25 protein-coding genes and 1 tRNA gene are annotated in these 26,010 nt (G+C 66.9%); 14 read left to right on the top strand and 12 right to left on the bottom strand.

Going from position 1 to position 26,010, the window contains the following annotated elements:
- Both BST42_RS25530 and BST42_RS25535 read right to left on the bottom strand, forming a co-directional pair.
- On the bottom strand, positions 1 to 491 hold a 491-nt coding region (locus tag BST42_RS25530; protein WP_110918782.1), incomplete at its 3' end, for a hypothetical protein.
- Between the two features lie 59 nt (positions 492 to 550).
- Positions 551 to 1,057, bottom strand: coding sequence for a ribonuclease FAU-1 family protein (locus tag BST42_RS25535; protein ID WP_083122434.1), 507 nt, complete (start codon positions 1,055 to 1,057; stop codon positions 551 to 553).
- 54 nt (positions 1,058 to 1,111) lie between these two features.
- On the opposite strand from BST42_RS25535, the gene uvrB reads away from it, so the two are divergent.
- The gene (uvrB, locus tag BST42_RS25540) at positions 1,112 to 3,283 is read left to right on the top strand and encodes an excinuclease ABC subunit UvrB (protein WP_083122437.1); all 2,172 of its coding nucleotides are present in this window, start codon (positions 1,112 to 1,114) and stop codon (positions 3,281 to 3,283) included.
- A 47-nt stretch (positions 3,284 to 3,330) separates the two neighbouring features.
- Positions 3,331 to 4,734 (top strand): MFS transporter, encoded by a 1,404-nt coding sequence (locus tag BST42_RS25545; protein WP_083122440.1) that lies wholly within the window; start codon positions 3,331 to 3,333, stop codon positions 4,732 to 4,734.
- Between the two features lie 3 nt (positions 4,735 to 4,737).
- Here the strand turns inward: BST42_RS25545 and BST42_RS25550 are convergent, their stop codons facing one another.
- A complete protein-coding gene (locus BST42_RS25550) occupies positions 4,738 to 5,442 on the bottom strand; it encodes an MgtC/SapB family protein (protein ID WP_083122561.1) in 705 nt (234 codons plus the stop codon).
- Between the two features lie 98 nt (positions 5,443 to 5,540).
- On the opposite strand from BST42_RS25550, the gene BST42_RS25555 reads away from it, so the two are divergent.
- The 3 genes from BST42_RS25555 (at position 5,541) to BST42_RS29730 (ending at position 9,319) form a co-directional block, all read left to right on the top strand.
- Positions 5,541 to 5,611: transfer RNA gene (locus BST42_RS25555), tRNA-Cys, on the top strand.
- Between the two features lie 30 nt (positions 5,612 to 5,641).
- A complete protein-coding gene (locus BST42_RS29210; RefSeq protein WP_165760932.1) occupies positions 5,642 to 5,788 on the top strand; it encodes a hypothetical protein in 147 nt (48 codons plus the stop codon).
- Positions 5,789 to 5,986: 198 nt separating this feature from the next.
- Positions 5,987 to 9,319 carry a hypothetical protein gene (locus BST42_RS29730; protein WP_165760933.1) on the top strand — a complete coding sequence of 1,111 codons (3,333 nt, stop codon included), beginning with the start codon at positions 5,987 to 5,989 and terminating at the stop codon, positions 9,317 to 9,319.
- Here BST42_RS29730 and BST42_RS25570 read toward each other — a convergent pair.
- From BST42_RS25570 to BST42_RS25580, 3 genes are read right to left on the bottom strand one after another with little or no spacing between them, the layout of a single operon-like run.
- Positions 9,316 to 10,179, bottom strand: a complete 864-nt coding sequence (locus tag BST42_RS25570) for an alpha/beta fold hydrolase (RefSeq protein ID WP_083122451.1) — start codon at positions 10,177 to 10,179, stop codon at positions 9,316 to 9,318. The two genes, BST42_RS29730 and BST42_RS25570, sit on opposite strands and share 4 nt — an antisense overlap.
- 17 nt (positions 10,180 to 10,196) lie before the next feature.
- Positions 10,197 to 10,838 (bottom strand): UdgX family uracil-DNA binding protein, encoded by a 642-nt coding sequence (locus BST42_RS25575; RefSeq protein ID WP_083122563.1) that lies wholly within the window; start codon positions 10,836 to 10,838, stop codon positions 10,197 to 10,199.
- Between the two features lie 35 nt (positions 10,839 to 10,873).
- Complete coding sequence (locus tag BST42_RS25580; protein WP_083122453.1) at positions 10,874 to 12,412, bottom strand: glycosyltransferase family 39 protein; 1,539 nt, start codon at positions 12,410 to 12,412, stop codon at positions 10,874 to 10,876.
- Positions 12,413 to 12,761: 349 nt separating this feature from the next.
- On the opposite strand from BST42_RS25580, the gene BST42_RS25585 reads away from it, so the two are divergent.
- Together BST42_RS25585 and BST42_RS25590 are read left to right on the top strand one after the other, a co-directional pair.
- The gene (locus BST42_RS25585) at positions 12,762 to 13,208 is read left to right on the top strand and encodes a universal stress protein (protein WP_083122457.1); all 447 of its coding nucleotides are present in this window, start codon (positions 12,762 to 12,764) and stop codon (positions 13,206 to 13,208) included.
- Positions 13,209 to 13,242: 34 nt separating this feature from the next.
- The gene (locus tag BST42_RS25590) at positions 13,243 to 14,253 is read left to right on the top strand and encodes a magnesium transporter CorA family protein (RefSeq protein ID WP_083122461.1); all 1,011 of its coding nucleotides are present in this window, start codon (positions 13,243 to 13,245) and stop codon (positions 14,251 to 14,253) included.
- 4 nt (positions 14,254 to 14,257) lie between these two features.
- Here the strand turns inward: BST42_RS25590 and BST42_RS25595 are convergent, their stop codons facing one another.
- A complete protein-coding gene (locus BST42_RS25595) occupies positions 14,258 to 14,698 on the bottom strand; it encodes a DUF2752 domain-containing protein (RefSeq protein ID WP_207569576.1) in 441 nt (146 codons plus the stop codon).
- Entirely contained in the window at positions 14,695 to 14,994 is a 300-nt protein-coding gene (locus BST42_RS25600) for a CD225/dispanin family protein (RefSeq protein WP_083122464.1), read from the bottom strand. The genes BST42_RS25595 and BST42_RS25600 overlap by 4 nt, the downstream gene beginning before the upstream one ends.
- Before the next feature lie 224 nt (positions 14,995 to 15,218).
- On the opposite strand from BST42_RS25600, the gene BST42_RS25605 reads away from it, so the two are divergent.
- Entirely contained in the window at positions 15,219 to 15,710 is a 492-nt protein-coding gene (locus BST42_RS25605; protein ID WP_083122565.1) for a lipoprotein LpqH, read from the top strand.
- On the opposite strand, the gene BST42_RS25610 is transcribed toward BST42_RS25605, so the two are convergent.
- Positions 15,707 to 16,153 (bottom strand): MarR family winged helix-turn-helix transcriptional regulator, encoded by a 447-nt coding sequence (locus BST42_RS25610; protein WP_083122466.1) that lies wholly within the window; start codon positions 16,151 to 16,153, stop codon positions 15,707 to 15,709. The genes BST42_RS25605 and BST42_RS25610 overlap by 4 nt on opposite strands.
- Positions 16,154 to 16,345: 192 nt before the next feature.
- On the opposite strand from BST42_RS25610, the gene BST42_RS25615 reads away from it, so the two are divergent.
- The 5 genes from BST42_RS25615 to BST42_RS25635 all read left to right on the top strand — a co-directional run bounded on the left by BST42_RS25615 (position 16,346) and on the right by BST42_RS25635 (position 21,262).
- Positions 16,346 to 16,762, top strand: a complete 417-nt coding sequence (locus tag BST42_RS25615) for an MmpS family transport accessory protein (RefSeq protein ID WP_083122470.1) — start codon at positions 16,346 to 16,348, stop codon at positions 16,760 to 16,762.
- Between the two features lie 35 nt (positions 16,763 to 16,797).
- A complete protein-coding gene (locus tag BST42_RS25620; protein WP_083122568.1) occupies positions 16,798 to 19,605 on the top strand; it encodes an MMPL/RND family transporter in 2,808 nt (935 codons plus the stop codon).
- Entirely contained in the window at positions 19,602 to 20,096 is a 495-nt protein-coding gene (locus tag BST42_RS25625) for a hypothetical protein (protein ID WP_083122473.1), read from the top strand. Before BST42_RS25620 ends, BST42_RS25625 begins: the two co-directional genes overlap by 4 nt.
- Before the next feature lie 105 nt (positions 20,097 to 20,201).
- The gene (locus BST42_RS25630; protein ID WP_083122474.1) at positions 20,202 to 20,597 is read left to right on the top strand and encodes an XRE family transcriptional regulator; all 396 of its coding nucleotides are present in this window, start codon (positions 20,202 to 20,204) and stop codon (positions 20,595 to 20,597) included.
- Positions 20,594 to 21,262 carry an RES domain-containing protein gene (locus BST42_RS25635; RefSeq protein WP_083122477.1) on the top strand — a complete coding sequence of 223 codons (669 nt, stop codon included), beginning with the start codon at positions 20,594 to 20,596 and terminating at the stop codon, positions 21,260 to 21,262. Before BST42_RS25630 ends, BST42_RS25635 begins: the two co-directional genes overlap by 4 nt.
- A gap of 112 nt (positions 21,263 to 21,374) precedes the next feature.
- Here the strand turns inward: BST42_RS25635 and BST42_RS25640 are convergent, their stop codons facing one another.
- Complete coding sequence (locus BST42_RS25640; RefSeq protein ID WP_083122479.1) at positions 21,375 to 22,052, bottom strand: MBL fold metallo-hydrolase; 678 nt, start codon at positions 22,050 to 22,052, stop codon at positions 21,375 to 21,377.
- Positions 22,053 to 22,135: 83 nt separating this feature from the next.
- On the opposite strand from BST42_RS25640, the gene uvrA reads away from it, so the two are divergent.
- Positions 22,136 to 25,036, top strand: coding sequence for an excinuclease ABC subunit UvrA (uvrA, locus tag BST42_RS25645; protein WP_083122481.1), 2,901 nt, complete (start codon positions 22,136 to 22,138; stop codon positions 25,034 to 25,036).
- Here the strand turns inward: uvrA and BST42_RS25650 are convergent.
- Both BST42_RS25650 and BST42_RS25655 read right to left on the bottom strand, forming a co-directional pair.
- Positions 25,033 to 25,767, bottom strand: coding sequence for an SDR family oxidoreductase (locus tag BST42_RS25650; protein ID WP_083122569.1), 735 nt, complete (start codon positions 25,765 to 25,767; stop codon positions 25,033 to 25,035). The genes uvrA and BST42_RS25650 overlap by 4 nt on opposite strands.
- Positions 25,761 to 26,006, bottom strand: coding sequence for a hypothetical protein (locus BST42_RS25655; RefSeq protein WP_083122570.1), 246 nt, complete (start codon positions 26,004 to 26,006; stop codon positions 25,761 to 25,763). Before BST42_RS25655 ends, BST42_RS25650 begins: the two co-directional genes overlap by 7 nt.
- Positions 26,007 to 26,010 lie beyond the last annotated feature (4 nt).

Raw genomic sequence — 26,010 nt, forward strand, 5'->3', positions numbered from 1 at the left:
GCGTTCGGGGCGGGCGTATCGAGGGGCGCGCCGCACTGGATGGTGCCGTAGAGCGGGTCGTCCTTGGGGCGGAACAGCCGGGGAGCGATGAACTGGTCCGCCTGCGCCACGATCTGGTCGTCCACCAGGATCTCGCAGTGCAGATTCGATCCGTAGGGCCACTGGATGGACAGCTCCATGCCGGCCTTCTTGGGATCGTGCAGAACCGTGTTGACCTCGAACGTCATCCCCGGCAGCAGCGTGGGTTGGTCGCTGTTGACGTTGTTGTCGTCGATCTTGTACGCGACCACGGCGCCGCGTGACGTCCCATCCGCCCTGGCCCGGTAGGTGATGTTGTGCAGCAGCTGCGGGTTGGCGTCATCGGAGGCCACGGGGGTCGGCGGGGGCGCGGGATCCGGGTCGGCCAGCGCGGTCGCAGCCGTTAACTGAGAACCCACGACCAGGGCGGCCGCGGCGACGATGCTCAGCCATCCGCGCGAGGTGGAGCTCATAGCTAGGCAGACTACCCGTCCGGTCGGGGACTGCCGATTCGTTGCCCGCCCGAAGCCGATCAGCGCCAGGTCAGTGTCATTCCCTCGGCGGATAGCCACGCATTGAGGTCATGGTCGTGACGAGCGAGACCGTCCACGGCGCCGACGACGCACTGCAGGGCGGCCTCGGCGGTCTCGGTGGTCAGCAGGCCCTCGCGGTGGGCGGCGAACAGCTCGTCGGTGTCGATGAGGTCGGTGCGGTCACCGGCGTAGACCACCAGGTCGAGGTAGTGGTCCTCGGCCTGCCACGCGGTGTCACCGACTGTGATCGCGCCGACGTCGAGGTAATAGTCCTGCGGCCGTTCGTAACCGGGGTTGAAGTGGAAGACATTGGCCCGCAGCCCCAGCGACGGCAGCAGCCACGACTCCAGGTAGTGAAACTGGGCGCGACCTGGGGTGGGGCGGGCCATGTACAGACCCCACGGCGTGACCACGTATTCGTCGACGGCCCGCACGACGCCCTTCGGGTCGGTGTTGGTGTAGGCGACCAGGTCGAACGTCTCCTGCTTGGGCGGATGGACGGTCACCGCGCAAGCGTAACGAGGAATGAATGTGTCGGTGGGGACGCTTAACCTGGGGACATGGCATTCGCTACCGAACACCCGGTGATCGCGCACTCGGAGTACCGACCTGCCGCCGACGCCGTGGACGGCCTGGTGCGCAGCGGCGCCGAGTTCCAGGTGATCAGTGAGTACGAGCCCGCCGGAGACCAGCCCGCCGCGATCGAGGAGCTGGAACGCCGGATCAGGGCGGGGGAGCGCGACGTCGTGCTGCTCGGTGCGACGGGCACCGGTAAGTCCGCGACCACGGCGTGGCTGATCGAGCGGCTGCAGCGGCCCACCCTGGTGATGGCGCCCAACAAGACGCTGGCTGCCCAGTTGGCCAACGAGTTGCGGGAGATGTTGCCGCACAACGCCGTTGAATACTTCGTCTCGTACTACGACTACTACCAGCCTGAGGCGTACATCGCCCAGACCGACACCTACATCGAGAAGGACAGCTCGATCAACGACGATGTGGAGCGGTTGCGCCACTCGGCGACATCGAGCCTGCTGTCCCGACGCGACGTCGTCGTCGTCGCTTCGGTGTCGTGCATCTACGGCCTGGGCACTCCGCAGTCCTACCTCGACCGGTCGGTCGAATTGGAGGTCGGCACCGAGGTGCCGCGGGACGGGCTGCTGCGACTGCTGGTCGACGTGCAGTACACCCGCAACGACTTGTCCTTCACCCGTGGTTCGTTCCGGGTGCGTGGCGACACCGTGGAGATCATCCCGTCCTACGAGGAGCTGGCGGTTCGCATCGAGTTCTTCGGCGACGAGATCGAGGCGCTGTACTACCTGCACCCGCTGACCGGCGATGTCGTCCGCCAGGTCGACTCGCTGCGGATCTTCCCGGCCACCCACTACGTGGCGGGTCCGGAGCGGATGGCGATCGCCATCTCGACGATCCAGCAGGAGCTGGCCGAGCGGCTGTCCGAGCTGGAGAACCAGGGCAAGCTGCTCGAGGCGCAGCGGTTGCGGATGCGGACCAATTACGACATCGAGATGATGCGCCAGGTCGGCTTCTGTTCGGGCATCGAGAACTATTCGCGTCACATCGACGGCAGGCCGGCCGGCTCGGCGCCCGCGACGCTGCTGGACTACTTCCCCGAGGACTTCCTGCTGGTGATCGACGAGTCGCACGTCACCGTCCCCCAGATCGGTGGCATGTACGAAGGCGACATGTCCCGCAAGCGCAACCTCGTCGAGTTCGGCTTCCGGCTGCCGTCCGCGGTGGACAACCGGCCGCTGACCTGGGAAGAGTTCGCCGACCGAATCGGCCAGACGGTGTACCTGTCGGCGACGCCGGGGCCGTATGAGCTCAGCCAGACCAGTGGTGAATTCGTCGAGCAGGTGATCCGCCCGACCGGTCTGATCGACCCGAAGGTCGTGGTCAAGCCCACCAAGGGGCAGATCGACGACCTGATCGGCGAGATCCGGGCGCGCACCGAACGCGACGAGCGGGTCCTGGTCACCACGCTGACCAAGAAGATGGCCGAGGACCTCACCGACTACCTGCTCGAGATGGGTATCCGGGTGCGCTACCTGCACTCCGAGGTCGACACCTTGCGCCGGGTCGAGCTGCTGCGGCAGCTGCGCCTCGGCGAGTACGACGTGCTGGTCGGTATCAACCTCCTCCGCGAGGGCCTGGACCTCCCCGAGGTGTCCCTGGTGGCGATTCTGGACGCCGACAAGGAGGGGTTCCTGCGCTCCACGCGAAGCCTGATCCAGACGATCGGCCGCGCGGCGCGCAACGTGTCCGGCGAGGTGCACATGTACGCCGACAAGCTCACCGATTCGATGAAGGAAGCCATCGACGAGACCGAGCGGCGCCGCGCCAAGCAGATCGCCTACAACGAAGAGCGCGGCATCGACCCGCAGCCGTTGCGCAAGAAGATCGCCGACATCCTCGATCAGGTGTACCGGGAGGCCGACGATACCGAAGCGATCGAGGTCGGCGGCTCGGGCCGCAATGCCTCGCGGGGCCGGCGTGCGCAGGGCGAGCCGGGCCGCGCGGTCAGCGCGGGCATCGTCGAGGGCCGCGACACCTCGAACATGCCGCGGGCCGAACTCGCCGACCTGATCAAGGATTTGACCGCGCAGATGATGGCGGCGGCGCGCGACCTGCAGTTCGAGTTGGCCGCGCGGATTCGCGACGAGATCGCGGATCTGAAGAAGGAACTTCGCGGTATGGATGCGGCCGGGCTGAAATAGCCGGGCGCACTTGAGCTCAACCGCGGTTGAGCCTTTACGGTGATGCCATGACCGAGACCACCGCATCGGCCGCAGGCAGCTGGCGCGAGCTGCTGGGCCGCGACTATCTCGGCGCGGTCATCGTGCTGGCCGGCGGGGTGGCGATCTACGCCATCAACGAATTCATCACCATCAGCCTGCTGCCGAGCGCCGTCGCCGACATCGGTGGTGAGCGGCTCTACGCCTGGGTGACGACGGTGTATCTGGTCGCGTCGGTGACCGCGGCGACGACGGTGGGCCCGGTTCTGACCCGATTCGGCCCGCGCGCGGCGTATCTGGGCGCGTTGCTGTCGTTCGCTGCGGGCAGTGCACTGTGCACGCTGGCGCCGTCGATGCCGCTGCTTCTCGGCGGTCGGGTGGTGCAAGGCCTGGCCGGTGGCGTGTTGGCCGGTCTCGGCTATGCGGTGATCAGTGCGGCGTTGCCGGATCGGTTGTGGACCCGCGCGTCGGCGGTGGTCTCGGCGATGTGGGGAGTGGGCACCCTGGTGGGTCCGGCCACCGGCGGCTTGTTCGCCCAATTCGGTTTGTGGCGAGGCGGATTCGGTTTGCTCGCGGTTCTCGCGGTGGCGATGAGCGCGCTGGTGCCGCTGGCGTTGCCGGGACGGGCCGACACCGACCACCAGCCGCCCCGGACACGAATCCCGGTGTGGTCGTTGCTTCTTCTCGGTGTGGCAGCGCTGACGATCAGCGCGGCGGTGATTCCGCGCGATGCGGGCGCCATCGCGGGACTGCTGATCGTGGGTGCGGTGCTGGTGGGGATGTTCATTGTCGTGGACCGCCGGGCTTCGGCAGCGGTGTTGCCGCGCAAAGCTTTTGAACCAGGGCCGTTGAAGTGGATCTACTTGACTTTGGGTCTGTTGATGGCGGCCACGATGGTGGACATGTACGTACCGCTGTTCGGTCAGCGGCTGGGTGGGCTGGCGCCGGTGGTGGCGGGCTTCCTGGGCGCCGCGCTATCGGTGGGCTGGACGGTTGGGGAGATCGCCAGCGCGTCGATCACCAATGCCCGGATCACGGTACGGGTGGTGGCGATCGCCCCACTGGTGATGGCCGCCGGTCTGGCGCTGGCGGCAGTGACCCAAACCGACGGTGCGCCAACAACAGTCGTAGCCCTGTGGGCGGTGGCACTGGCTATCACGGGCTCCGGTATCGGGATGGCGTGGCCGCATCTCTCGGCGTGGGCGATGGGCTCGGTGGTCGACGACGCGCCTCAGCAGGCGGTGGCCGCGGCTGCGATCAACACTGTGCAGCTGATGTGCGGAGCGTTCGGCGCGGGGCTGGCGGGTGTCGTGGTGAATCTGCGAGTTACGACCGATGCGAGCGCGAGCCGGCTGATGTTCGGTGCGTTCGCTGTTCTGGCGGCCGTGGGCTTTGTGGCGTCCTACCGATCCGGGCGCGGCCGGGCGGACTGAGGCCTACTCGTCCTTCTCGTCGAGCCGGTGCACCCCGGTGACACCGGCTATCGCTGCGACTATGGTTGGGGCGCGCAGGATTTGGGTGCCCGACAACGTCAACATGACACCACCGTCGCTGTCGGTACTCAGCTCGGTGAGGCTCCACTGGTGCTTCTCACAGGTGGCGAGGATGCGGGTCAGCACGCCGCGATCGACGTCGTAGGTGACTCGCAATCGCACCGAGCCGGCCAGTCGCGCGGTCAGGCGCCTACTGAGCGGGTTGAAGCCCAACACGATCACGAAGTGCAGGATCGTCACGATGATCGCGAGCTTGACCAGCCCCGCGGCGGCGGCCATGCCGATGGCCGCGCACTCCCAGATCGCCGCCGCCGTGGTCAGTCCGTGCACGGCGCCCTGCCGGGTGATGATCAGCCCGGCGCCGAGGAAGCCGATGCCGGACACGATCTGGGCGGCCACCCGTGACGGGTCGACCTCGACCAGGCCGGTGCTCAGCACGTCGGAGAAGCCGTACTTGCTGACGATCAGGATCAGCGCTGACGCGGTACCGACGATCGCCTGGGTACGCAGGCCGGCGCTCTTGCCGTGAATCTCGCGCTCCAGGCCGATCAATGCCGTCAGCCCGAACGCGATCAGGAGCTCGACGATCTGCCGGGTGCCCTGTCCGGGACCGCCGAGCAACGGCGGGTCGGCCAACCAGATCTGCATGTCGCCACCGTATTCGCCCGGCGGCGGCGCGGGCAGCAATCACGCTGAGCCAAAGGATGGGCGAGTCGCGGCAGCGCTGGAAAAGTGTCGCCTGACACGCGGGTGTGGCTGAGAGGCTAGGCACCGGCCTGCAAAGCCGTTTACACGGGTTCGAATCCCGTCACTCGCTCTGATCTTGATCTCGGTACCGTTGCCTGCCGTGGCGAAGCCGAAGAAGAAGTGCTGTCGAAGCGCGCCACGCTGCAAGCGCTGTCCGCTCGTGCTGCACAAGGTCCGACAGGCCGAACTGCGGGGTGTCAGCGGCAAGGACCTGGACAGGGTGTTGAAGCGCGCCCGCAAGTCCTGATCGGGTTCGCGGCGCGACCTGCAGTTCAGCAAGTGTTTGCGCGATCAAATTGTCGCGGGAGTAACCGCGACAACACCGCTTAGCAACAGTTCGGTAACCCCCCGAATGGCTGGCCCCGGTTAGGTACTTACACGTCTGTAGTTTCCCTGGCAGGCCTCTCACAGAAACGGGGAAATGATGTCTCGGACCACCTCTCGCGTGGCGGCGGTCACTGCCATGGCGACGGCGGGGTTTTTCTGGACGGCTCCGCTGTTCAGCCCCCGTGCGGTTGCCGACCTCGGCAGCCCCGGTGTTCCGTGCATGGGCATCCTTCACCAAGGCCTCACGACGCCCCCCGACCTGTCCCAGGGCATCCCCGGCACGTCGAACACGCTCTTCACGAACAACCCGCCGACTGCAGGCGGGCCCATCCCGCCCGCGACTGTGCCCGGCTCGATTCGTGTCCCACCGGCCAGCGCTCCCGGCTCGCCCGGGATGCCCGGCACCGGCGGCGTGACCGTCCCGCCGGCGTCCGTCCCCGGTGCACCCGGAACCAGCACGACACGCGGCATCCCCACGCCACCTGCCGCGGTTCCCGGCGCGCCCGGCGTTCCCGGTGGCGGCGGCGTCCCCGGTACACCGCTCGGCGTCCCGGGCACTCCTCCCGGTGGTGGCGGTGGCGGTATTCCGGGTGTGCCCGGTGGCGTTCCCGGTACTCCTCCCGGCGGAGGGGGTGGCGGTATTCCGGGTGTGCCCGGTGGCGTTCCCGGTACTCCTCCCGGCGGTGGCGGTGGCGGTATTCCGGGTGTGCCCGGTGGCGTTCCCGGTACTCCTCCCGGCGGTGCCGGTGGCGGTATTCCCACCCCGCCCGGAGGCGTGCCCAGCGCTCCCGTCAGCGACGCAGCGGGCGTGCCCAACGGCGGTGCCGGCGCGGGCGGTGCCCCGGTGAGCGACGCGGCTGCCGGTCTGCCCGGTGGTGGCGGAGGCGCTGCGCCCGGTGGCGGTGCCGGCGGCCCAGGTGCCGGCGGTGCCGGCGGAGGCTCGGGTGCCGGTGGCCCCGGCGCGCCCGGCGCTCTGCCTGCCGGTGCCGGCGATGCGGGCGCTCCGATCGCTGATGCCAACGGACTCGTTCCTCCCGCACCGGCGGCCGGTGTTCCGGCCGCCCCGCTCGCCGACGCCTCCGGTCTGGCGCCCGCGCCGCCGGCTGCAGCTCCTCCCGCCGCTGTCCCCGGCGGCGGCGCGGTCCCGCCCGGGCCGCCCGCCGGCGTGCCGGGCATCCCCGGCGGCGGTGGTGGTGACGTCCCGGGTACTCCGCCTGCCGGTGTTCCGGGTGTTCCCGGTGGCGGCGGTGGCGATGTCCCGGGTACTCCGCCTGCCGGTGTTCCGGGCATCCCCGGCGGCGGTGGTGGTGACGTCCCGGGTACTCCGCCCGCGGGCGTCCCGGGTGTTCCCGGCGGTGGTGGCGGTGGAACTCCGCCGGTTCCGCCGGCCGCGGTCCCGGGTGATGTTGTGCCCGAATCCGTTGTGACTCCGCCGGTTCCACCTGCCGAGGTCCCCGGTGGCTCGATCCCGGGCTCGGGCGGAACCCCGCCGGTTCCGCCGGCGGCGGTCCCCGGTGGCGACGCCGGGGGCTCGGTGTCCACGCCTCCGGCCGAGGTTCCCGGCGTCCCCGGCGGCTCGAACCAGCTCACCGTCAACACGCCAGGGATTCCGCCGGCCGCGGTGCCCGGCAACGTGATCAACGATGCGTCCGGCACGCTGCCGCCGCCAGGAGCGTCGGTGCCGGGCGTCCCGCTCGGCGGCGGCATGCTCAACGTTCCCGGAACTCCGCCGGTCACCCTGCCGGGTGTGCCCAGCGCGGCATCCACCCCGGGCATCGTCACCCCGCCCGCCGCGGTCCCCGGTGGCCCCGGCGTCCCGGTCAACGTGAATGTGCCTGGAACACCCGTGGCGGTGCCCGGCACCCCCGGAACCCCCGGCATGGAAATCCCGCCGACGCCGCCGCAGGTGATCCCCGGAACGCCGGGAACCCCGGGCGATGAGTCGCTTCCGACCCCGCCGGCTGCCGTTCCCGGCGCCCACGGTGAGGGCACTGGTGGCGGTCTGCCGACCCCGCCCGCCGCGGTCCCCGGTACGCCCGGGAGCAACCTCGTCGAGACCGGTTCGACCCCGCCGGCTGCCGTGCCCGGTACCCCCGGGGAGGGCACTGGCGGCGGTCTGCCGACCCCGCCGGCCGCGGTTCCCGGCACCCCCGGTGAGGGCACCGGTGGCGGTCTGCCGACCCCGCCCGCCGCAGTTCCCGGTGGCCCGGGGGAAGGTACCGGTGGTGGATTGCCGACGCCTCCGGCTGCCGTCCCGGGTGGTCCCGGTGGTGGCACCGGTGGCGGTGTGCCGACCCCACCGGCCGGCGTGCCCGGCGTGCCGGTCGGCGACGGCGGCGGCATCCCCGGCCCCGCCGGCGTCCCGGCCGCGCCGATCACAGACAACGCCGGCGCCGCTGTTCCCGCCGCGGCGCCGATCACCGACAACTCCGGAGCAGCCGGTGCGCCGGCCGCTGCGGTCTCCGACAACTCCGGACTCGCAGCCGCTGGAGCTGGAGCCGGTGGCGGTGGTGGCGCAGGCGAGGCCGGGGCTGGTGGCGCCGTAGGCGCGCCGGTCGCCGACGCCTCGGGTGTCGTCGCACCGTCGGCCGGTGTGCCCGCGGCCGACATCGCCGCTGCCGCAGCCGGTGTGCCCGCCCCACCCGGGGCGCTGCCCGCGGCCGCTGACGCCGGCGGTGGCGCCGGTATCCCGACTCCGCCGGCCGCTGTGCCCGGTGGTCCGGGTGGTGGCGGCGGTGGTGGAGTTCCGACGCCTCCGGGTGCGGTCCCGGGTGGTCCGGGTGGCGGTGGCGGTGGTGGAGTTCCGACGCCTCCGGGTGCCGTTCCGGGTGGTCCGGGTGGCGGTGGCGGTGGTGGAGTTCCGACGCCTCCGGGTGCGGTCCCGGGTGGTCCGGGTGGCGGTGGCGGCGCTGGCCTGCCCACTCCGCCTGCCGCGGTGCCGGGCACGCCGTTCACCAACAACATCGTGACGCCGGGCACGCCGCCCGCAGCGATGCCAGGCGGTCCGGGCGGCGGCGGAGGAGCCGGGCTCCCGACTCCGCCCGCGGCGGTGCCGGGTACGCCGGGCGGCAATCGGGTACCGACCCCGCCGACCCCGCCGACGGTGCTGCCGGGCGGTCCGGGCAGCTACATCGGACCCACGCCGGGCGGCCTCGGAACGCTGATCCCGTCGGCACCGATCTCCGACGCCGCGGGCACCCTGCCCACGCCGCCGGCGCAGCTGCTGCCGACCATGGCGCAGGGTGTGGCGACGCTGCTCTCGCCGCCGCAGATCACGATCCCCGGGATCCCGGGCTTCGGGATTCCGTTGCCGTCGACCATCTCGACGCCGCGTGACCTGCTGTGCGTCGGCACGGGCTGGTCGGCGAAGGCGGGAACCGAATCCGGTGCTCCGGCAGGGGCCCTGCTGGGCACCGAACTGCCGCCGGCGAACCGGTGGTTCGGTAACTAATCCAGCAAGCTCGCGAAGATGTCCGGGTAGTAGAGGTGAGCCAGGAAGTGTCCGCCGGGTCGCTCGTGCAAGGTGGCGCCGGGAATGCGGCGGGCCAGCGCGGGCGGCCAGGCGTGGTCGACCAGTTCGTCCTGCTGACCGCCCCAGACGTCGGTCGGGACGGTGATCTGCTCGGGGGCGAAGCCCCACGGTCGCATCCAGGCCCGGTAGTCCTCGGCGACGCCGTCGGGCCGGCGCAGGGCCTCGGCCGACATCCGGGCGAACTCGTCGTAGCCCTCGTCACGCAACACGGCAGCGTCCGCCGCGCCCAGCTGGCCGGCGGCGAGGCGCCCGTATAGCGCGGGCGCCCGTCGCGCGGCCAGCGCCATCGCGGCGAAGCACGGGTTGACCAGCCACGGCGCACGTTGGGACAGCCGGGTGTAGATCCGGTCGAACGCCGGAAGTCGCGCGAACACTCCCGGCTCGGTCAGCGGCAGCACCCCGGCGACGATCGCCACCCGCCGTACTCGGTCGGGCAGCGCCCACCCGAGCGCGGCCGCGTACTGGCCGCCCATCGACCAGCCCATCCCGGCGAATCGCCCGACGCCTAGCTGGTCCATCAGGTCGGCCACGTCGAAGGCCCAGTCCATGAGAGTGCGGCCGGGCTGCGGGTCGGATCCACCGATCCCGGGCCGGTCCGGTGAGATCAACCGGACGCCGGCGCGGCGCGCGGCGGCGTCGGCGGAAGCCACATCCAGCCGGCAGGCCAGTCCGCCGTGAGCGTTGACGACGACCGTGCCATCGGGGGCGCCATACTGCGCGTAACACACCGACCGCCCGTCACGCAGTCGCATGGTGAGGCTTTCGGCGGGTGCGGGCATCGGCGCTCGCTTTCTCTTCAGCCGGATACTAGCCCCGCGGCGAATTGCAGGTCGGCGACCAGAGCGTCGAATTTTGTGGCCCGCTGCTCGGCCGGACCCCGCAGGATCGCCGACGGATGTGTCGTCGTGACCACGCTCGGATCCACGCCGAGGTCCGGATCGGTCGGTAGCCGCAATTCTTCGCCCCGGTGGGCGGTGAGCCGAAAACCACTGCCCAGCAATGCTTGTGCGGCCGTGGCGCCCAGCAACACCACGACTTGCGGTTCGACAGAGGTGATTTCGGCAAAGAGCCAGGGCCGGCAGGCCACCACTTCGGTGCGGCTCGGCGTCTTGTGGATGCGCCGGGTGCCGCTGGTGCGGGTGAACTTGAAATGTTTGACGGCGTTGGTGACATAGAGGCGTCCGCGATCGATATCCGCGGCGGCCAGGGCTTCGTCCAGGAGCTTGCCGGCCGGGCCGACGAAGGGCCGGCCCTGGCGGTCCTCCTGATCGCCTGGCTGTTCGCCGACCAACATCATCGGCGCGCGCGCCGCGCCTTCGCCGAACACCGTTTGGTCGGCGTCGCGGTACAGGTCGCATCCCCGGCAGCTCCGAGCCGCCTCAGCAAGCTCGCCGAGGTCGCGGGTGCGCGGCACATAGGCTTCGGCAGTGCACGTCATCGTCACGGCGTACCCGTTTGATGTCCGGTGACGCATCAGCGAAGTGACTTGGTTACCTGTGCGAAGTTGAACTGCCAGCGTTCGACGATGCGGAAGCCGAATCGGTAGGGCACCTGGTAGGCCATCGCCCGCCCGAGTCGCGGACCCGCGTGCAGCGCGGGGCCCTGCTCGTGCCGCGGCAAGGACTTGTCGTGCTCGGACACCGTCCAGATCGCCGGGCAGTAGGGCATCTTGTCCGCCCACGCCCAGACGGCAATATGGGCGTCCCACAACATGTTTCGTTGGATGCCTGTCGGGCCGCGGCCGTAGTCGCGCAGCTTGGCGAACGCCGAGGGTCGCGCGGCGATCAGCGGCCGGATCGGGCCGGGTTTCCATGCGGTCGAGTTGTCCATCACGAGGCAGTCGCCCGGGGCCGCGTGCCGGGTGATGACGTCGGCGACTTGGCTGTAGTCCATGCCCTCCTTGGCGTACGGCCCGCGCTGAGCCAGGTAGTTCGGGGTCGCCGCGATCGCGAACACCACGAGCAGGGCGGTGATCCACGGGCGGGAACAGCGGCCGAGCTCCACGATGCAGGCGCCGAGGAGGAGCGCCATGGCGGGAGCCGTGAACGACAGGTAGCGCGGGTAGTAGAGCGGATCGCGCAGCATCGAATAGCCAAGCACCACAAGGGTAGGCAACACGATCCACGCCACAGCGATCACGACCAGACGTCGCGGGCGCCACCCGGACCGCCGCCACGACACCAGGCCGGCGAGACCCAGCAGCCCGCACAGCACCGCGACAGGTGTCGAATGGTCAAAGTACTGGTCTACCAAGAGCATTCCGGCAGTTCGGCCGCTCAGCGACGAAATCCACCCCACCTGGAACAGCTGGCTCTGCGCGAAGAACAGGAACGGGCACGTCGCAGCGCAGACCGCCGACGCTGCCAGCACCCACCGCCACCGCGCCGTCCTGGATTCGGCCATGGTCGCGACCATCGCGGCGTGCACCGGCAGCAGCAGGATCGAGAAGACGTTCAACAGCGTCGCGCCGATCGCCGCAATTGCATATCCGAGCCACCATCTCGGCCGGTCGCGCCGCAGCGCGACCACACACAGCACCGTGAGCCAGACGCCGGCCACCATGGTCAGGGCATAGGAGCGGGCTTCCATCCCGGCCCACGTGACGCGGGGGAGCATCGCGAAAACCAAACCTGCGGCGACCGCCACTGAGCGCGTCGACAGGATTCGGCCCAGCACCACGACACCGGCGGCTGCCACGCCGACGGCGACGGAACTGGACAACCGCGACCAGAACTCGGTCGCGGGGAACACCGCGAACCAGCCGTGCATGAGGAAGTAGTACAGGCCGTGAACGGCGTCGATGTTGCCGAGCATGCGCCACAAGTCGGGTATCGGCCTGGTAGACGCCGAGATCGTGGCAGCCTCGTCGAACCACAGCGATGGACGCGCCGCTCCGGCGGCGCTCAGCGCAGCGGCGAACACCGCCACCCACGCGGCGTCGAGCGGTCGCGCGGGGGCGCCGCGCCGCTGCTCGTCGTCGAGGACCCGTTCGGGTCGAAGGGTGATACTCACGTGGATCGTCCTGTACCGCGGTCGATGGTGGGCCAAACGTTAACCCGCAGCCCACCAATCCTGTCCGGCGAACTATGGGTCGTGCCGGCCAGAATTCGCGCGGTTTTGAATTGAGTCCATTGGACATCATTGATGTGGCAGCACCGACAATGCCGAATCGGATGCGATGTGGATATGCAATTTCGGGCGCTGTCGCACGGCTCACGCAACTGTCGGGGACGCTATTTTCCCCGGTAGAGTGGCCTGGCGCGGCGCGCCGGAATTGCCGCGTGACGTGAATCGCACCCTTGTGAGGTTCAGGAGCGATAGTGTTCCGGGTGGCGTTGAAATTGGAGACTGGAGGGTACGAATGGGCGGTTACAAGACCGTGGTCGTCGGCACGGACGGCTCGGATTCATCGCTGCGTGCAGTCGACCGGGCAGGCTACCTCGCCTCCGAACCTGGCTCCAAAGTCATCGTGGCGACCGCCTATTTCCCGGCCAATGAGGACACCCGCGCAGCCGACCTGCTGAAGGACGAGGGCTACAAGATGGCGGGTAACGCCCCCATCTACGCGATCCTGCGCGAGGCACGCGACCGCGCGAAGGCCGCAGGTGCCGCCGAAGTCGAAGAACGCGCTGTTGTCGGCGCTCCGGTTGACGCCTTGGTGGACTTGGCTGAAGAGGTCGGCGCCGATCTCCTGATCGTCGGCAACGTCGGCTTGAGCACGATCGCCGGCCGCCTGCTGGGCTCGGTCCCGGCCAACGTGGCACGCCGGTCCAAGAGCGACGTGCTGATCGTTCACACCACCGGTTAGCCGGCCCGGTCGGGGCTAGGCGCAGACTCGTCTGATGACCTACTGCCGAACCCGACTGTGGGTCGATGGCGTACTCAAGGCGGAGGACTTCCCGCTCCGTGAAACGTCCGACCATCTTGCCGAGCGCAACGCGCTGGTCTGGGTGGACATGTGCAATCCGGATCACGACGTGTTGTGCGAGCTTGCCCAAGAACTCGGCTTCGATCAGCACGCGATCGAGGACACGGTGGCGCATGCCGAACGCACGAAGGCGACTCGGTATGCGACTCATACGTTTCTGACGGTGTACGCCACGGCGTTGGCCCCGCCGCTGGCCAATGATCTGGAGTCGCGTCTGCTGCTGACGCGGGTGTCCATCTTCGTGCTGCCTGCGGGCATCGTCACTGTGCGGCACGAATTGGACCCGCAGAAGCCCGTTTTCGACATCGACGAGGTGGTCCGGCGGTGGGATGAGAACGCCGATCTGTTGAAGATGGGTCCGCCGGCGTTGCTGCACGGATTGCTCGACGTGATCGTCGACGGGCAGTTCGACACGATCCAGCAGCTTGATGACGCGATCGAGGCGCTCGAGGACGGATTGTTCGACGATCGGGCGGTGACCCGCACGATCCAGCGCTCGACCTACCGGCTCCGGAAAGAACTCGTCGAACTGCGCCGGGTCGTGCTGCCCATGCGCGAGGTGATCAACACGATCATGCGCCGCCGGGCCGAACACGCCGATACCGTCGCACTCGACAGCTGGTATTCCGATCTCTATGACCACGTCATTCGCGCGGCGGAGTGGACGGAGTCGTTGCGCGACATGATCACCACGGTGTTCGAGACGAATCTTTCGCTCCAGGACGCGCGCCTCAACACCATCATGAAGAAGCTCACCGGCTGGGCAGCAATCATCGCGGTACCCACCGCGGTTACCGGTTGGTATGGCCAGAACGTCCCGTATCCGGGCTTTCAAAGCGTGGTCGGTTTGGTGTCCAGTGCGGTGATCATCGTGTTGGTCTCGGGGCTTCTCTACGTCACCTTCAAACGACGCGGCTGGCTCTGAGACATCAGACGCGAAGTGCGGTGAACGGTGCGAAGGGCAGGTTGCGCACGACGAACCAGGCCGAAACCAGCCCGAGCGCGATGACCGGGGCCCATCGATGGTGTTGCCAGCCGGCGAGCTGACGGCCGGTGACCCGACCGTAGGTCCAGGTCCCGTAGGCGACAGCCAGGAAGCCGAACGCCAGCAATGCCAGTGCGTTGAATCGGATCGCCGCCAGCAGGTCGCCGTGGAGCAGCGAATAGATCATGCGAAGGGTGCCGCAGCCCGGACAGTCAACGCCCAGAAGGGCTTTCGTCGGGCACACCGGAAGAAAGCCGCCCGGGGTGGTGGGGTCGCCGATCCACACGGCAGCACATGCACCCGCCGCAACTGCACCCACGACCAGTGGTGGGGCGAGGCGGGCGAGGCGACCGTAGGCCGCCTGCCCAACCTCTGTCGACGTCACGACGTGGTGGTGTCGACATCCATGTTCATCACACCGGTGGCGAAGAGGATGCCGTAGATGACGATGATCACGAACCAGATGACGACGCTCCAGATCACCCACTTCTTGGCGGACGCGGCCGACGCCTGCGCTTCGGCGTACTGCCCCTGCACCCAGAGTCCGTTGACCTGAGCGGCTTTCACGATCGCGACGATGCCGGTGATCGGGAAGCAGAAAATGGTCGCCAGAATGGCGAGTGCCAAGTTGTTCTTCGGCTGAGCCGGGGGTGGGGGATAGCCGGGTGGTTGCTGGGTCATCACGCCTCCGTATTTTTCTGGCTTGTTAGCAGGGCAAAGCGGTGCATACGCTACCGGACGAAGTCGCTGCGTATGGGGCATCTTTCGGGATGTTGCCGAGTGGTATTTCCGCTCGGGACGGCATTTTGCCAACCGGTCACCTCGATGATTGCGGTTTCATTCTTCAGTCGGTTCCGGGGGTTTAGGCTCAGCCCGGGGTGGCCGGGCATGCGGAGGTGATCACGATGACGGTGCGATTGCTGAGTGTTGTTGGCGCAGCGGCTATTTTGATGGTTGGCGGGGTCGGTTGTGCGAAGGACGAGACCTCCAGCGATGCCAAGACGACATCGGCGGCCGCAACCACGGCCTCGAGAGCGGCGACCACGACGAGCGCCGCGGCCGCCGGGGCCGGCGCGAAGGTCACGATCGACGGCCAGGCCAAGCAGGTCGACGGACCGGTGGTGTGCTCGACGACCGACGGCAAGTTCTCGATCGCAATTGGGGAAGTGATCACCGGGGTGATCGTCGGCCTCGAACAGGACGCGTCCAAGGTCCGCGCCGTCGGGCTCGGCGACGTCAACGGGGTGGTGCTGAACTTCACCGACGGGGTACCGGGCGATACGGCCACCGCTACCAAGGACGGCAACACCTACACGATCACGGGCACCGCCAGCGGATCGGACTCGGCAGGCAACCCGGTCAGCAAGCCCTTCGAGGTCGTTGCGACCTGTCCCTAACGGGCCGCGTCGCGCATCTCACTGAGCACGCGGACAACAACTTTCGCGGCCAGCCACAGTGCCACCTGATCGTCCTCGGAGACCGTCGACATCCACTCGGCGATGCGCTGCTTGCGGACCTCGGCTCGGGCATCCCAGTTCCGCTTACCGTTCTCGCTGAGCGCGACTCGCGAGGCTCGGCCGTCGTATGGATCGCTCGATCTCTCGAGCAGCCCTTGTCCTTCCAGGCGCTGGACCAGTTGTGTCATACCTGACTGGCTGGCTCCCTCGGCAGCCGCCAGCGCCGTCACCCGCATCGGACCTTCGTGGGACAACCGATTGAGGACCAATGCCGCGCTGGCACTGAGATCGTCGCGGTTGATCAGATACCGCCACATGGTGTCCGTCGCGAGCGCGAGCATCTCGGAAACGGACTCGACGCCGACGGTGGCCGCTAACTCCATAGTCCTTTTATATCATTCAAGTAATGCATCGGGAATAAATCAGCGTTGCCGCGCGTTCGCGGCGCCTCGCCGATAAAGCGCGATAGAAGACTCACAGCCACCCTCAAGGTGACGGCCGACGATTCGACTTGCGTTACTCAACTACATTCTGCATAGGATGCAAATGTGGGGCATCGCGTTAACGGCCGAGTCGTGTTGGCCAGGACCTGGCTACCTTTGGTGGTTGTCATCGCAGTCGTCGTCGGCGCGTTGTGCATGTGGAAGGTTCGCCAGTCGTCGGCACCGGGTCCGGTCCTGGCGGTCGACCCACCGCAAGCCCCTGAGGAGTTCACGCCCAAACGGCTGACATACGAGTTGTCCGGCGACCTCGGCAGCGGCGGGATGCTGGACTACATCGACATCGACGGGTATCCCCACGAAGTCGACCTCGCCGAACTGCCGTGGACGCACACCGAGACCACCACACTCACGGTGGTGTCGGGCAGCGTCTCGGCGCACGTGCACGGATCGCACATCGCATGTCGGATTCTGGTGAACGACGTTGTGCGCGATCAGCAGTCGGCCGATCGTGACGACGCGGACGTGACCTGCAGAGTGAAGTCGGCGTGAGCGCACACCAGGCGAAGCGCCCGTTCTTCCCCAGAATGGTGCGCCTGCTCGCAATTCCGATCATCATCTTCTGGGCAGTGCTGGCCATCTCGACGAACACGTTCATACCGAAAGTCGAGGACGTCGCCACCGAACTCGCCGGACCCGAGATCCCCACCTACGCGCCATCACAAGTGGCGCTGCTCCACATCGGGGAGAAATTCCAGGAGTCCAACTCCACCAGCTTGACCATGGTCGTGCTCGAGGCCGACCGTCCGCTCGACGAAAAGGATCACCAGTACTACAACGAGCTGGTTCAGCGGCTGAAGCGCGACACCCGGCACGTGCAGTACGTGATGGATCTGTGGGGTAAGCCGATCACCGCGGCCGGCGCGCAGAGCATCGACGGCAAGTCCACCTATGTGCTGCTGCGGCTGGCGGGCAACGTCGGCCAGATCGAGGCAAACCAATCCGTGGAGGCCGTGCGCGACATTGTCGGGAAAGACAGTCCACCAACGGGTTTGAAGGTGTATGTCAGCGGTTCGGCGCCGATGGCGTCGGACACCCTGTCCATCGCGAACTCGAGCCTGAACAACATCACCATCGTCACCATCATCTTGATCTTCGTGATGTTGCTGCTGGTGTACCGCTCACTGACGAACGTGGCCGTTCCGATGTACAGCGTGCTGTTCGAGATCCTCATCGCCAAGGGTGTCGTGTCGACCCTGGGCCATTGGGGCATCATCCCGATGTCCTCGTTCGCGGTGAACATCGTTGTCTCCCTGACCCTTGGCGCGGGAACCGATTACGGCATCTTCCTGTTGGGGCGCTACCACGAGGCCAGACAGCTGGGCGAGACCCGGGAAGAGGCCTATTACACCGCCTATCGCGGCGTCGCCCCGATCATCATCGGATCGGGCCTGACGATCGCGGGTTCGTGTTTCTGTCTGACGTTCGCGCGTCTGGACTACTTCCACACCATGGGCCCGGCGGTCGCCGTCAGCATGCTGTTCACGATCGCTGCGGCGCTGACACTCGCTCCGGCTTTGCTCACGCTGGGCACCTTGTTCGGACTTTTCGATCCCAAGCAGGCCAGGCGTGGGCGGCTATATCGACGAATCGGCGCCAGCGTGGTGCGCTGGCCGGTGCCGATACTTGCGGCCAGCACCGCGGTGGTGGCGCTCGGGGCGATTTTCGTGCCGAGCTATCGGGTGAGCTATGACGACCGCGCCTACCAGCCGGCAAGTGGCGCCGCCAATCAAGGCTTCACCGCCTCGGATCGGCACTTCCCGGCCAGCAAGCTGTTCACCGAGATGATGATGGTCGAGTCCGATCACGACATGCGCAATTCGGCGGACTTCATCTCTCTGGACCGGGTAGCCAAGGAATTGATCCGACTTCCCGGAGTCGCCATGGTGCAGAGCGTCACCAGACCTCTCGGCCGGCCGCTGGACCACGCGAATATCCCGTACCTGTTCACTGTGCAAGGTGGCGCGGCCGGTCAGCAACTGCCATTCAACGAACAAGCCAACGACAACACCGACCGCCAGGCTCAGATCCAGGCGGACACCGTTGCGACGCTGGGCAAGACCATCGATCTGACCCAGAAGTTGGCCGACGATCTGCACGCCACGGTACTCACGCTGGAGAACCTGCAGCAGGTCACCGATGAGATCAACCAGTACATCTCGAACCTCGATGACTTCATCCGGCCTCTGAAGAGCTACTTCTATTGGGAGCCGCACTGTTACGACATCCCGATCTGCTACTCGTTCCGGTCGTTGTTCGACGGGCTCGACGGCATCGACGCCTTGGATGAACAGATCCACAACGCCGTCACCGACTTTCAGGCCGTTGATGCCCTCATGCCGCAGATGGTCGCCCAGCTCAAGGTAACCCGCGACGAGACGCAGGCGCTGCAGACGGTCATCGTGAACAACTACGGCCCGGCGCATCTGCAGTCCTCGCAGACTGATCAGACCTTCGAAGATCAGATCAACGTCGGCAACGACTTCGACAAGTCGCGCAGCGACGACTACTTCTACATGCCCCGAGAAGCCTTCGACAACGAAGACGTGAAAACCGGTATGCAGCTGATGATGTCGCCGGACGGCAAGGCGGCACGGTTTGTCATCACCCACGAGGGCAATGCGATGGGGCCTGAGGGCATCGACCACGTCAACGCGTTTCCCGACGCGGTGAAGGCGGCTTTGAAGGAGACGTCGCTGGCCGGGGCGAAGGTCTACACAGGTGGCGCGGCGTCGAACAACAAGGACATCAAGGAGTACGCCGCTTCGGATCTGAAGATCGTGGCGATCGCCGCGTTCGTGCTGATCTTCCTGATCATGCTGGTGCTGACGCGAAGTCTGATCGCCGCGATGGTGATCCCCGGTACCGTGGCGTTCTCGTTCGCCGGGGCGTTCGGTCTGTCAACGTTGTTGTGGCAGCACCTCATCGGGCTACATCTGCACTGGCTGGTATTGCCGATCACCTTCGTCATCCTGGTGGCGGTCGGATCCGACTACAACCTGTTGCTGATCGCCAGGGTCAGGGAGGAGATCGGCGTCGGCTACCAGACCACCGGATTGCACACCGCCTTGATCCGGGCGCTCGGCAGCACCGGCGGGGTGGTGACGTCGGCTGGTCTGGTGTTCGCCTTCACCATGCTGGCCATGCTCGCCAGCGACTTGAAAACCATTGCGCAGGTGGGTACTACGGTGTGCATCGGATTGCTGCTCGACACACTGATCGTGCGATCGTTCATCGTGCCATCGCTGATCCGGCTGCTCGGTCCGTGGTTTTGGTGGCCGACGTTGGTCCGCCCGCGCCCGCTGCCGTCGAGATTCCTCGAGTTGGCGCGATGAGTCTCAGCACACACACATCGGGCCTGGGCTTGTGGGGCTTGCTGATGTTCGTCGCGCTCGGACTCGAGGTGGTATTTGCGAGCCTGGCGTTCGTCTACACCCGGCGCCTGCTGCGCTTGCGGACCTTGCCGCTCGGCGACGATCTGAACGGCTATCAGAAAGCGCTGCGCAAGCTCCGCAAGAACGAACCCATGTCACGGGACGAGTGGAACCTGGCCGAGCGGATCATCGACATCCGCCGGTCGCCCATCGCCTACGCGGTACCAGCGGCCTTCATGACGTTGGGCATCTTCTACATCTTCGGCAGCTTGGAGTATTTGCATGGCCACACGCCGTCGGAGCGGACGTTCCTGGGGGTGATCCCGATGTTCACCTCGACCAACCTGATCATCCAGATGCGCAAGAGCGCACGGCTCAAGAAGAGACTGGACAGGGCGACCGTCGTCGAGCCGGACGAACCGTCACCAGCCGCGCTGGCGCCATTCGGCTAGGTGTGGACGCTCGGCGTGGTAACTGCGTGGTGTTGTTTCCGGTGTTGTTTGGCGGTGACACAGTGGTAGCCTTGTGGTGGAAACAGCCCGCCCGGAGGTCCAGAAATGTCCGTTTTGACAGCCAGTGCCGCTGAGAAGCTCGATGTCGAGGCGACGACCCGCCCAATTCGTGAAATCGCCAGCTACCTGCAGGAAACTGTCGGACAACGAGTCGCCGCAGCCATCGCAGGCCTTGCCGACGCAAAACAGATTGGCCGTTACGCGCGAGTCGGCGGCCCGGAACCACACGAGGTAACGGAACGTAGGTTGCGAGAGGGCTACAAAGTTGTCCGAATGCTTGTCGATGCGTACGACGGCAAGACTGCGCGGGCCTGGTTGTTCGGCACGAACACACGTCTCGACGATCGTGCGCCGGTTGAAGTTCTCGGCGGTGCATCCGAGACGGGTGATTTCGTGATGGTCGTGCAAGCGGCTAGACAGGTCGCTAGCTTTCAGGCGTGAGCAAAGTCGGCGACGAACTTTCGTTGTGGCGAGTTGGCTACCACGCAAGCCCGCTTGAATTCACGCCGCTCGAGCTATACAGCTTCAGCCATCGGTTCGACGATATTCACCACCGCTTCCGCACTCTCTATATGGCCTATATGGCGGACTTGCCCGAAACCTGCCTGCGCGAAGTGCTGGCGGACCTTCGGCCAAATCTTGGTGCCAAGCTCAGGCACATCGAGCGATACGGGCCGGAAGCGGCTAAAGACTTCGCCTCCGAGCCTGTGACTGCAAGCTGGCGCCGCCAGAACGTACTGGTTCCAGCGCTTTTGAGACTTCAAGGCCCGCTGGTTGACCTAACCGACGTTGCCGTCCGTCAAGAGATAGAAGATCGACACGCTGCACTTCTGGTCGAGAATGGCATGGAACACCTTGATTTGCACGAGGTTACGACGAACCGGCGCGTTGTTACCCAGACGATTGCTGGTGACCTCTACGACGGCGGTGTAGCTGGCGTGAGATTCTTGTCTCGGCTCGACGCTAAACCTTGTGTGGCGCTATTCGAGGGCCGCGGAAATGCAGACCTGATCGGTGACATCATCCCGCTGACGGACCCCGCGCCAGCTCCGCTTCTCACTGTCAGAACTGAGTGGGATCTAGATTTGGAGGACTGTCCTGCTTAGTTGAAGGTGGCTCTCTCGCAGTGCACCTACAGTTCTGCTGTGTGGGCAGTGCCGACCGTGGAGGCGCGCTCGGGGCTTGCCTCCCTAGTGGGCTGCCAGCCTGGACGAACCGTCACCAGCCGCGCTCGCGCCATTCGGCTAGATGCGGACGCTCGGCGCCCAGCGTGGTGTCGTCGCCGTGCCCGGGATAGACCACGGTGTCGTCGCAGTACCGGTCGAACACCTTGCTGGTCACGTCGCCGAGCAGTTGCTCGAACGCGCCGGGCTCCCACGTTTTGCCCACACCGCCCGGGAACAGGCAGTCGCCGGTGAACAGGTGGGTGGCGGTCCGTTCGCCGGCGGGCCGCAGTGCCAGCGCCACCGAGCCGGGGGTGTGGCCGCGCAGATGGATCACATCGAACACGAGGTCGCCGACGGCGATCGTGTCACCGTCAGCCAGGCAGCGCTGCGGCGCCACCGGCAGGGGCTCGGCGTCGAGCTCGTGCACGGCGGTCGGAACCCCGGTCGCCTCGGCCAGCGCTTCGAGCGCCTGCCAATGATCGAAGTGCTGGTGGCTGGTCACGATCAGCGCCAGCTTCGGCGCGTGCTCACGCACCAGGTCGACGAGGAGTTCCGCGTCGTTGGCGGCGTCGATCAATAAACTTTCCCCGGAGTGGGAACAGGTCACCACGTAGGTGTTGTTGTCCATCGGGCCCACGGACATTTTCAGGATGGTGGCGCCGGGCACCGTCCTGCGGGCAGCGGTCTGCGGTTCGACGTGTCCGGTGTAGGTGTCGGCGACGACTGTCATGGTCGCCACGTTACTTGTCGGTGGGCCGACATAGCATGGGGAGCGGCGTCGTCTCGCCAACAAACCCGCAGGAAGGGGGGCCGGTGGCTGACCGGCTGATCGTCAAAGGTGCGCGTGAGCACAACTTGCGCGGCATCGACCTGGACCTGCCCCGCGACAGTCTGATCGTCTTCACGGGGCTGTCCGGATCGGGCAAATCCTCGCTGGCGTTCGACACCATTTTCGCCGAGGGGCAGCGCCGATACGTCGAGTCGCTGTCGGCCTACGCGCGCCAGTTCCTCGGTCAGATGGACAAGCCGGACGTCGACTTCATCGAGGGGCTCTCCCCGGCGGTGTCGATCGATCAGAAGTCCACCAACCGCAACCCGCGCTCCACGGTCGGCACCATCACCGAGGTCTATGACTACCTGCGCCTGCTCTACGCCCGTGCCGGTACCCCGCATTGCCCGGTGTGCGGGGAGCGCATCGCGCGGCAGACCCCGCAGCAGATCGTCGACCAGGTGCTGGCCATGGACGAGGGCCTGCGGTTCCAGGTGCTGGCCCCGGTGGTGCGCACCCGCAAGGGTGAATTCGTCGACCTCTTCGACAAGCTCAACAGCCAGGGCTACAGCCGGGTCCGGGTCGACGGTGTCGTCCATTCGCTGACCGAACCGCCGAAGCTGAAGAAGCAGGAGAAGCACGACATCGAGGTGGTCATCGACCGGCTCACGGTCAAGACCAGCGCCAAGCAGCGCCTCACCGACTCGGTCGAGACGGCCCTGAATCTGGCCGACGGCATCGTCGTGCTGGAGTTCGTCGACCGCGACGATGACCACCCACACCGCGAACAGCGGTTCTCCGAGAAGCTGGCCTGCCCCAACGGACATCCCCTGGCCGTCGACGACCTGGAGCCGCGGTCGTTCTCGTTCAACTCGCCCTACGGCGCCTGCCCGGAGTGCAGCGGCCTCGGCATCCGCAAGGAAGTCGACCCCGAGCTGGTGGTTCCCGACCCGGACCTGACGCTCGCCGACGGTGCGGTCGCGCCGTGGGCGATGGGCCACACCGCCGAGTACTTCACCCGGATGATGGCCGGCCTGGGTGAGTCGATGGGATTCGACGTCAACACCCCGTGGCGCAAGCTTCCTGCCAAGGCGCGCAAGGCGATTCTGGAAGGCTGCGACGAGCAGGTCCACGTCCGCTACAAGAACCGGTACGGACGGACCCGGTCGTATTACGCCGAGTTCGAAGGTGTGATGGCGTTTCTGCACCGGCGGATGGAGCAGACCGAATCCGAGCAGATGAAAGAGCGCTACGACGGGTTCATGCGCGATGTGCCGTGCCCGGAGTGCAACGGCACCCGGCTGAAGCCGGAGATTCTCGCGGTCACGCTGGCCGCGGGGGAGTACGGCGCGAAATCGATTGCCGAAGTCTCTGAGCTGTCGATCGCCGATTGTTCGGAGTTCCTCAACGCCCTCACCCTGGGCGCCCGCGAGTCGGCCATCGCCGGCCAGGTGCTCAAGGAAGTCCAGTCGCGGCTTGGCTTCCTGCTCGACGTCGGGCTGGACTACCTGTCGTTGTCCCGCGCGGCGGGCACGCTCTCCGGCGGTGAGGCCCAGCGCATCCGGTTGGCCACCCAGATCGGGTCGGGTCTGGTCGGTGTGCTCTATGTGCTCGACGAACCCTCGATCGGGCTGCACCAGCGCGACAACCGGCGTCTCATCGAAACCCTCACGCGGCTGAGGGATCTGGGCAACACGCTGATCGTCGTCGAACACGACGAAGACACCATCGCGCACTCCGATTGGGTGGTCGACATCGGACCGGCGGCCGGTGAGCACGGCGGCCAGGTGGTGCACAGCGGCCCGTACGCCGATCTGCTGCGTAACCCCAACTCGATCACCGGCGCCTACCTCTCGGGCAAGCAGAGCATCGACGTGCCGGCGATCCGCCGCCCTGTCGATCGCCGCAAGGAGATCACCGTCATCGGTGCGCGGGAGCACAACCTGCACGACATCGACGTCGCGTTCCCGCTCGGGGTGCTGACGTCGGTGACCGGCGTCTCCGGCTCCGGAAAGTCCACTCTGGTCAACGACATCCTGGCGACCGTGCTGGCCAACAAGCTCAACGGGGCGCGCCAGGTCCCGGGCCGCCACACCCGGATCAACGGTCTGGAACACCTCGACAAGTTGGTCCGGGTCGACCAGTCGCCGATCGGGCGCACCCCCCGCTCCAATCCGGCGACCTACACCGGTGTGTTCGACAAGATCCGCACACTGTTCGCCGCCACTACCGAGGCGAAGGTTCGCGGCTACCAGCCGGGCCGGTTCTCGTTCAACGTCAAAGGTGGCCGCTGCGAAGCCTGTTCGGGCGACGGCACCATCAAGATCGAGATGAACTTCCTGCCGGACGTCTATGTGCCGTGCGAGGTGTGCCACGGCGCGCGCTACAACCGCGAGACGCTCGAGGTGCACTACAAGGGCAAGACGATCTCCGAGGTGCTCGACATGTCCATCGAGGACGCCGCGGAGTTCTTCGAGCCGATCAGCAGCATCCACCGCTACCTGCGCACGCTCGTCGACGTGGGGCTGGGCTATGTCCGGCTGGGCCAGCCGGCGCCGACCTTGTCCGGCGGTGAGGCGCAGCGCGTCAAGCTCGCCGCCGAACTGCAGAAGCGCTCGACCGGTCGGACCGTCTACATCCTGGACGAGCCGACCACCGGCCTGCACTTCGAGGACATCCGCAAGCTGCTCAAGGTCATCAACGGCCTTGTCGACAAAGGTAATTCGGTGATCGTCATCGAACACAACCTGGACGTCATCAAGACCTCGGACTGGATCATCGACATGGGGCCCGAGGGCGGTTCCGGAGGCGGCACCGTCGTCGCGCAGGGAACTCCGGAAGATGTGGCGGCGGTGCCGAACAGCTACACCGGCAAGTTCCTCGCCGACGTTCTGCCCGCCGCACCGGCACCCAAACGGACGGCCCGGCGGCGCAAAGTCAGTTAGCCCTGCACCGTCGGCCGGATAGTGATGTCACCGATTTCGACCTCACGCGGCTGGTCGATCGCGAATGCGATCGCCCGGGCGACGGCGTCGGCCGGCAGGCCGAAGCTCTCCATCGCCGCGCGGGCCTGTGCTCGCGCCTCGGGGTCTGAGATCGAGGAGTCCAGCTCGGTATTGACGTAGCCCGGCGAGATCGAGGTGGTGCGGATGACGCCGTCGGTGGATTCCTGACGCAATGCCTCCAGCAGGGTGCGCACGGCGTTCTTGGTGGCGGCGTACACGCCCATCTCCGGCACGATTTTCAGTCCGGCCGTCGACACCACGGTGACGAAATCGCCGTGGCCCTGCCTGCGGAAGACCGGCAACGCGGCGGCGATACCGTGCAGCACCCCGCGCAGGTTGACGTCGATCATGGCGTCCCAGCCCTGGACGTCGAGGTCGGCTGTCGGCCCGATCCGCGCGATGCCGGCGTTGCCGACGAACACGTCGAGCCGGCCGAACTCCTGCACGGCGGCGTTCACCAATCGCTCCACGTCGGCCGGTTGCCTCACGTCGGTCGCAACGGCCAACGCCGTCCCGCCGGACTCGCGGATCTCGTCGGCCAGGTCGTGCAGCCGGTCCTCGCGGCGCGCACCGAGCACCACGGCCGCACCCTGCTGCGCCAGCAGCCGCGCTGTCGCCGCACCGATCCCGCTGCTGGCGCCGGTGATCGCGACGATTTTGCCGGTCAGGATTGACCCGGCTTGTGCATCGACTCGCGGATCTCTGCCAGCCGCTCGGCCGCCGCCCGCTGACGGGCGTCGTACTGCTCCTCGACGGTGCGACCTTCCGGTGTCTCGGCATCCAATTCGGCTGAGCCGAGCGCGGTTCCATACCGCGTCTCGATCTTCTCCTGCACCGATTCGAAGGTGGGCACCCCGGATTCGTTGTAGCCGGAGTCCAGCGGTGGTTCGGCGACGGATTCGTCGGGCATGACG

Origin of the sequence: Mycolicibacterium rhodesiae, from assembly GCF_002086695.1 — a bacterium.
In the GTDB taxonomy this organism is placed as follows: Bacteria; Actinomycetota; Actinomycetes; order Mycobacteriales; family Mycobacteriaceae; genus Mycobacterium; species Mycobacterium rhodesiae.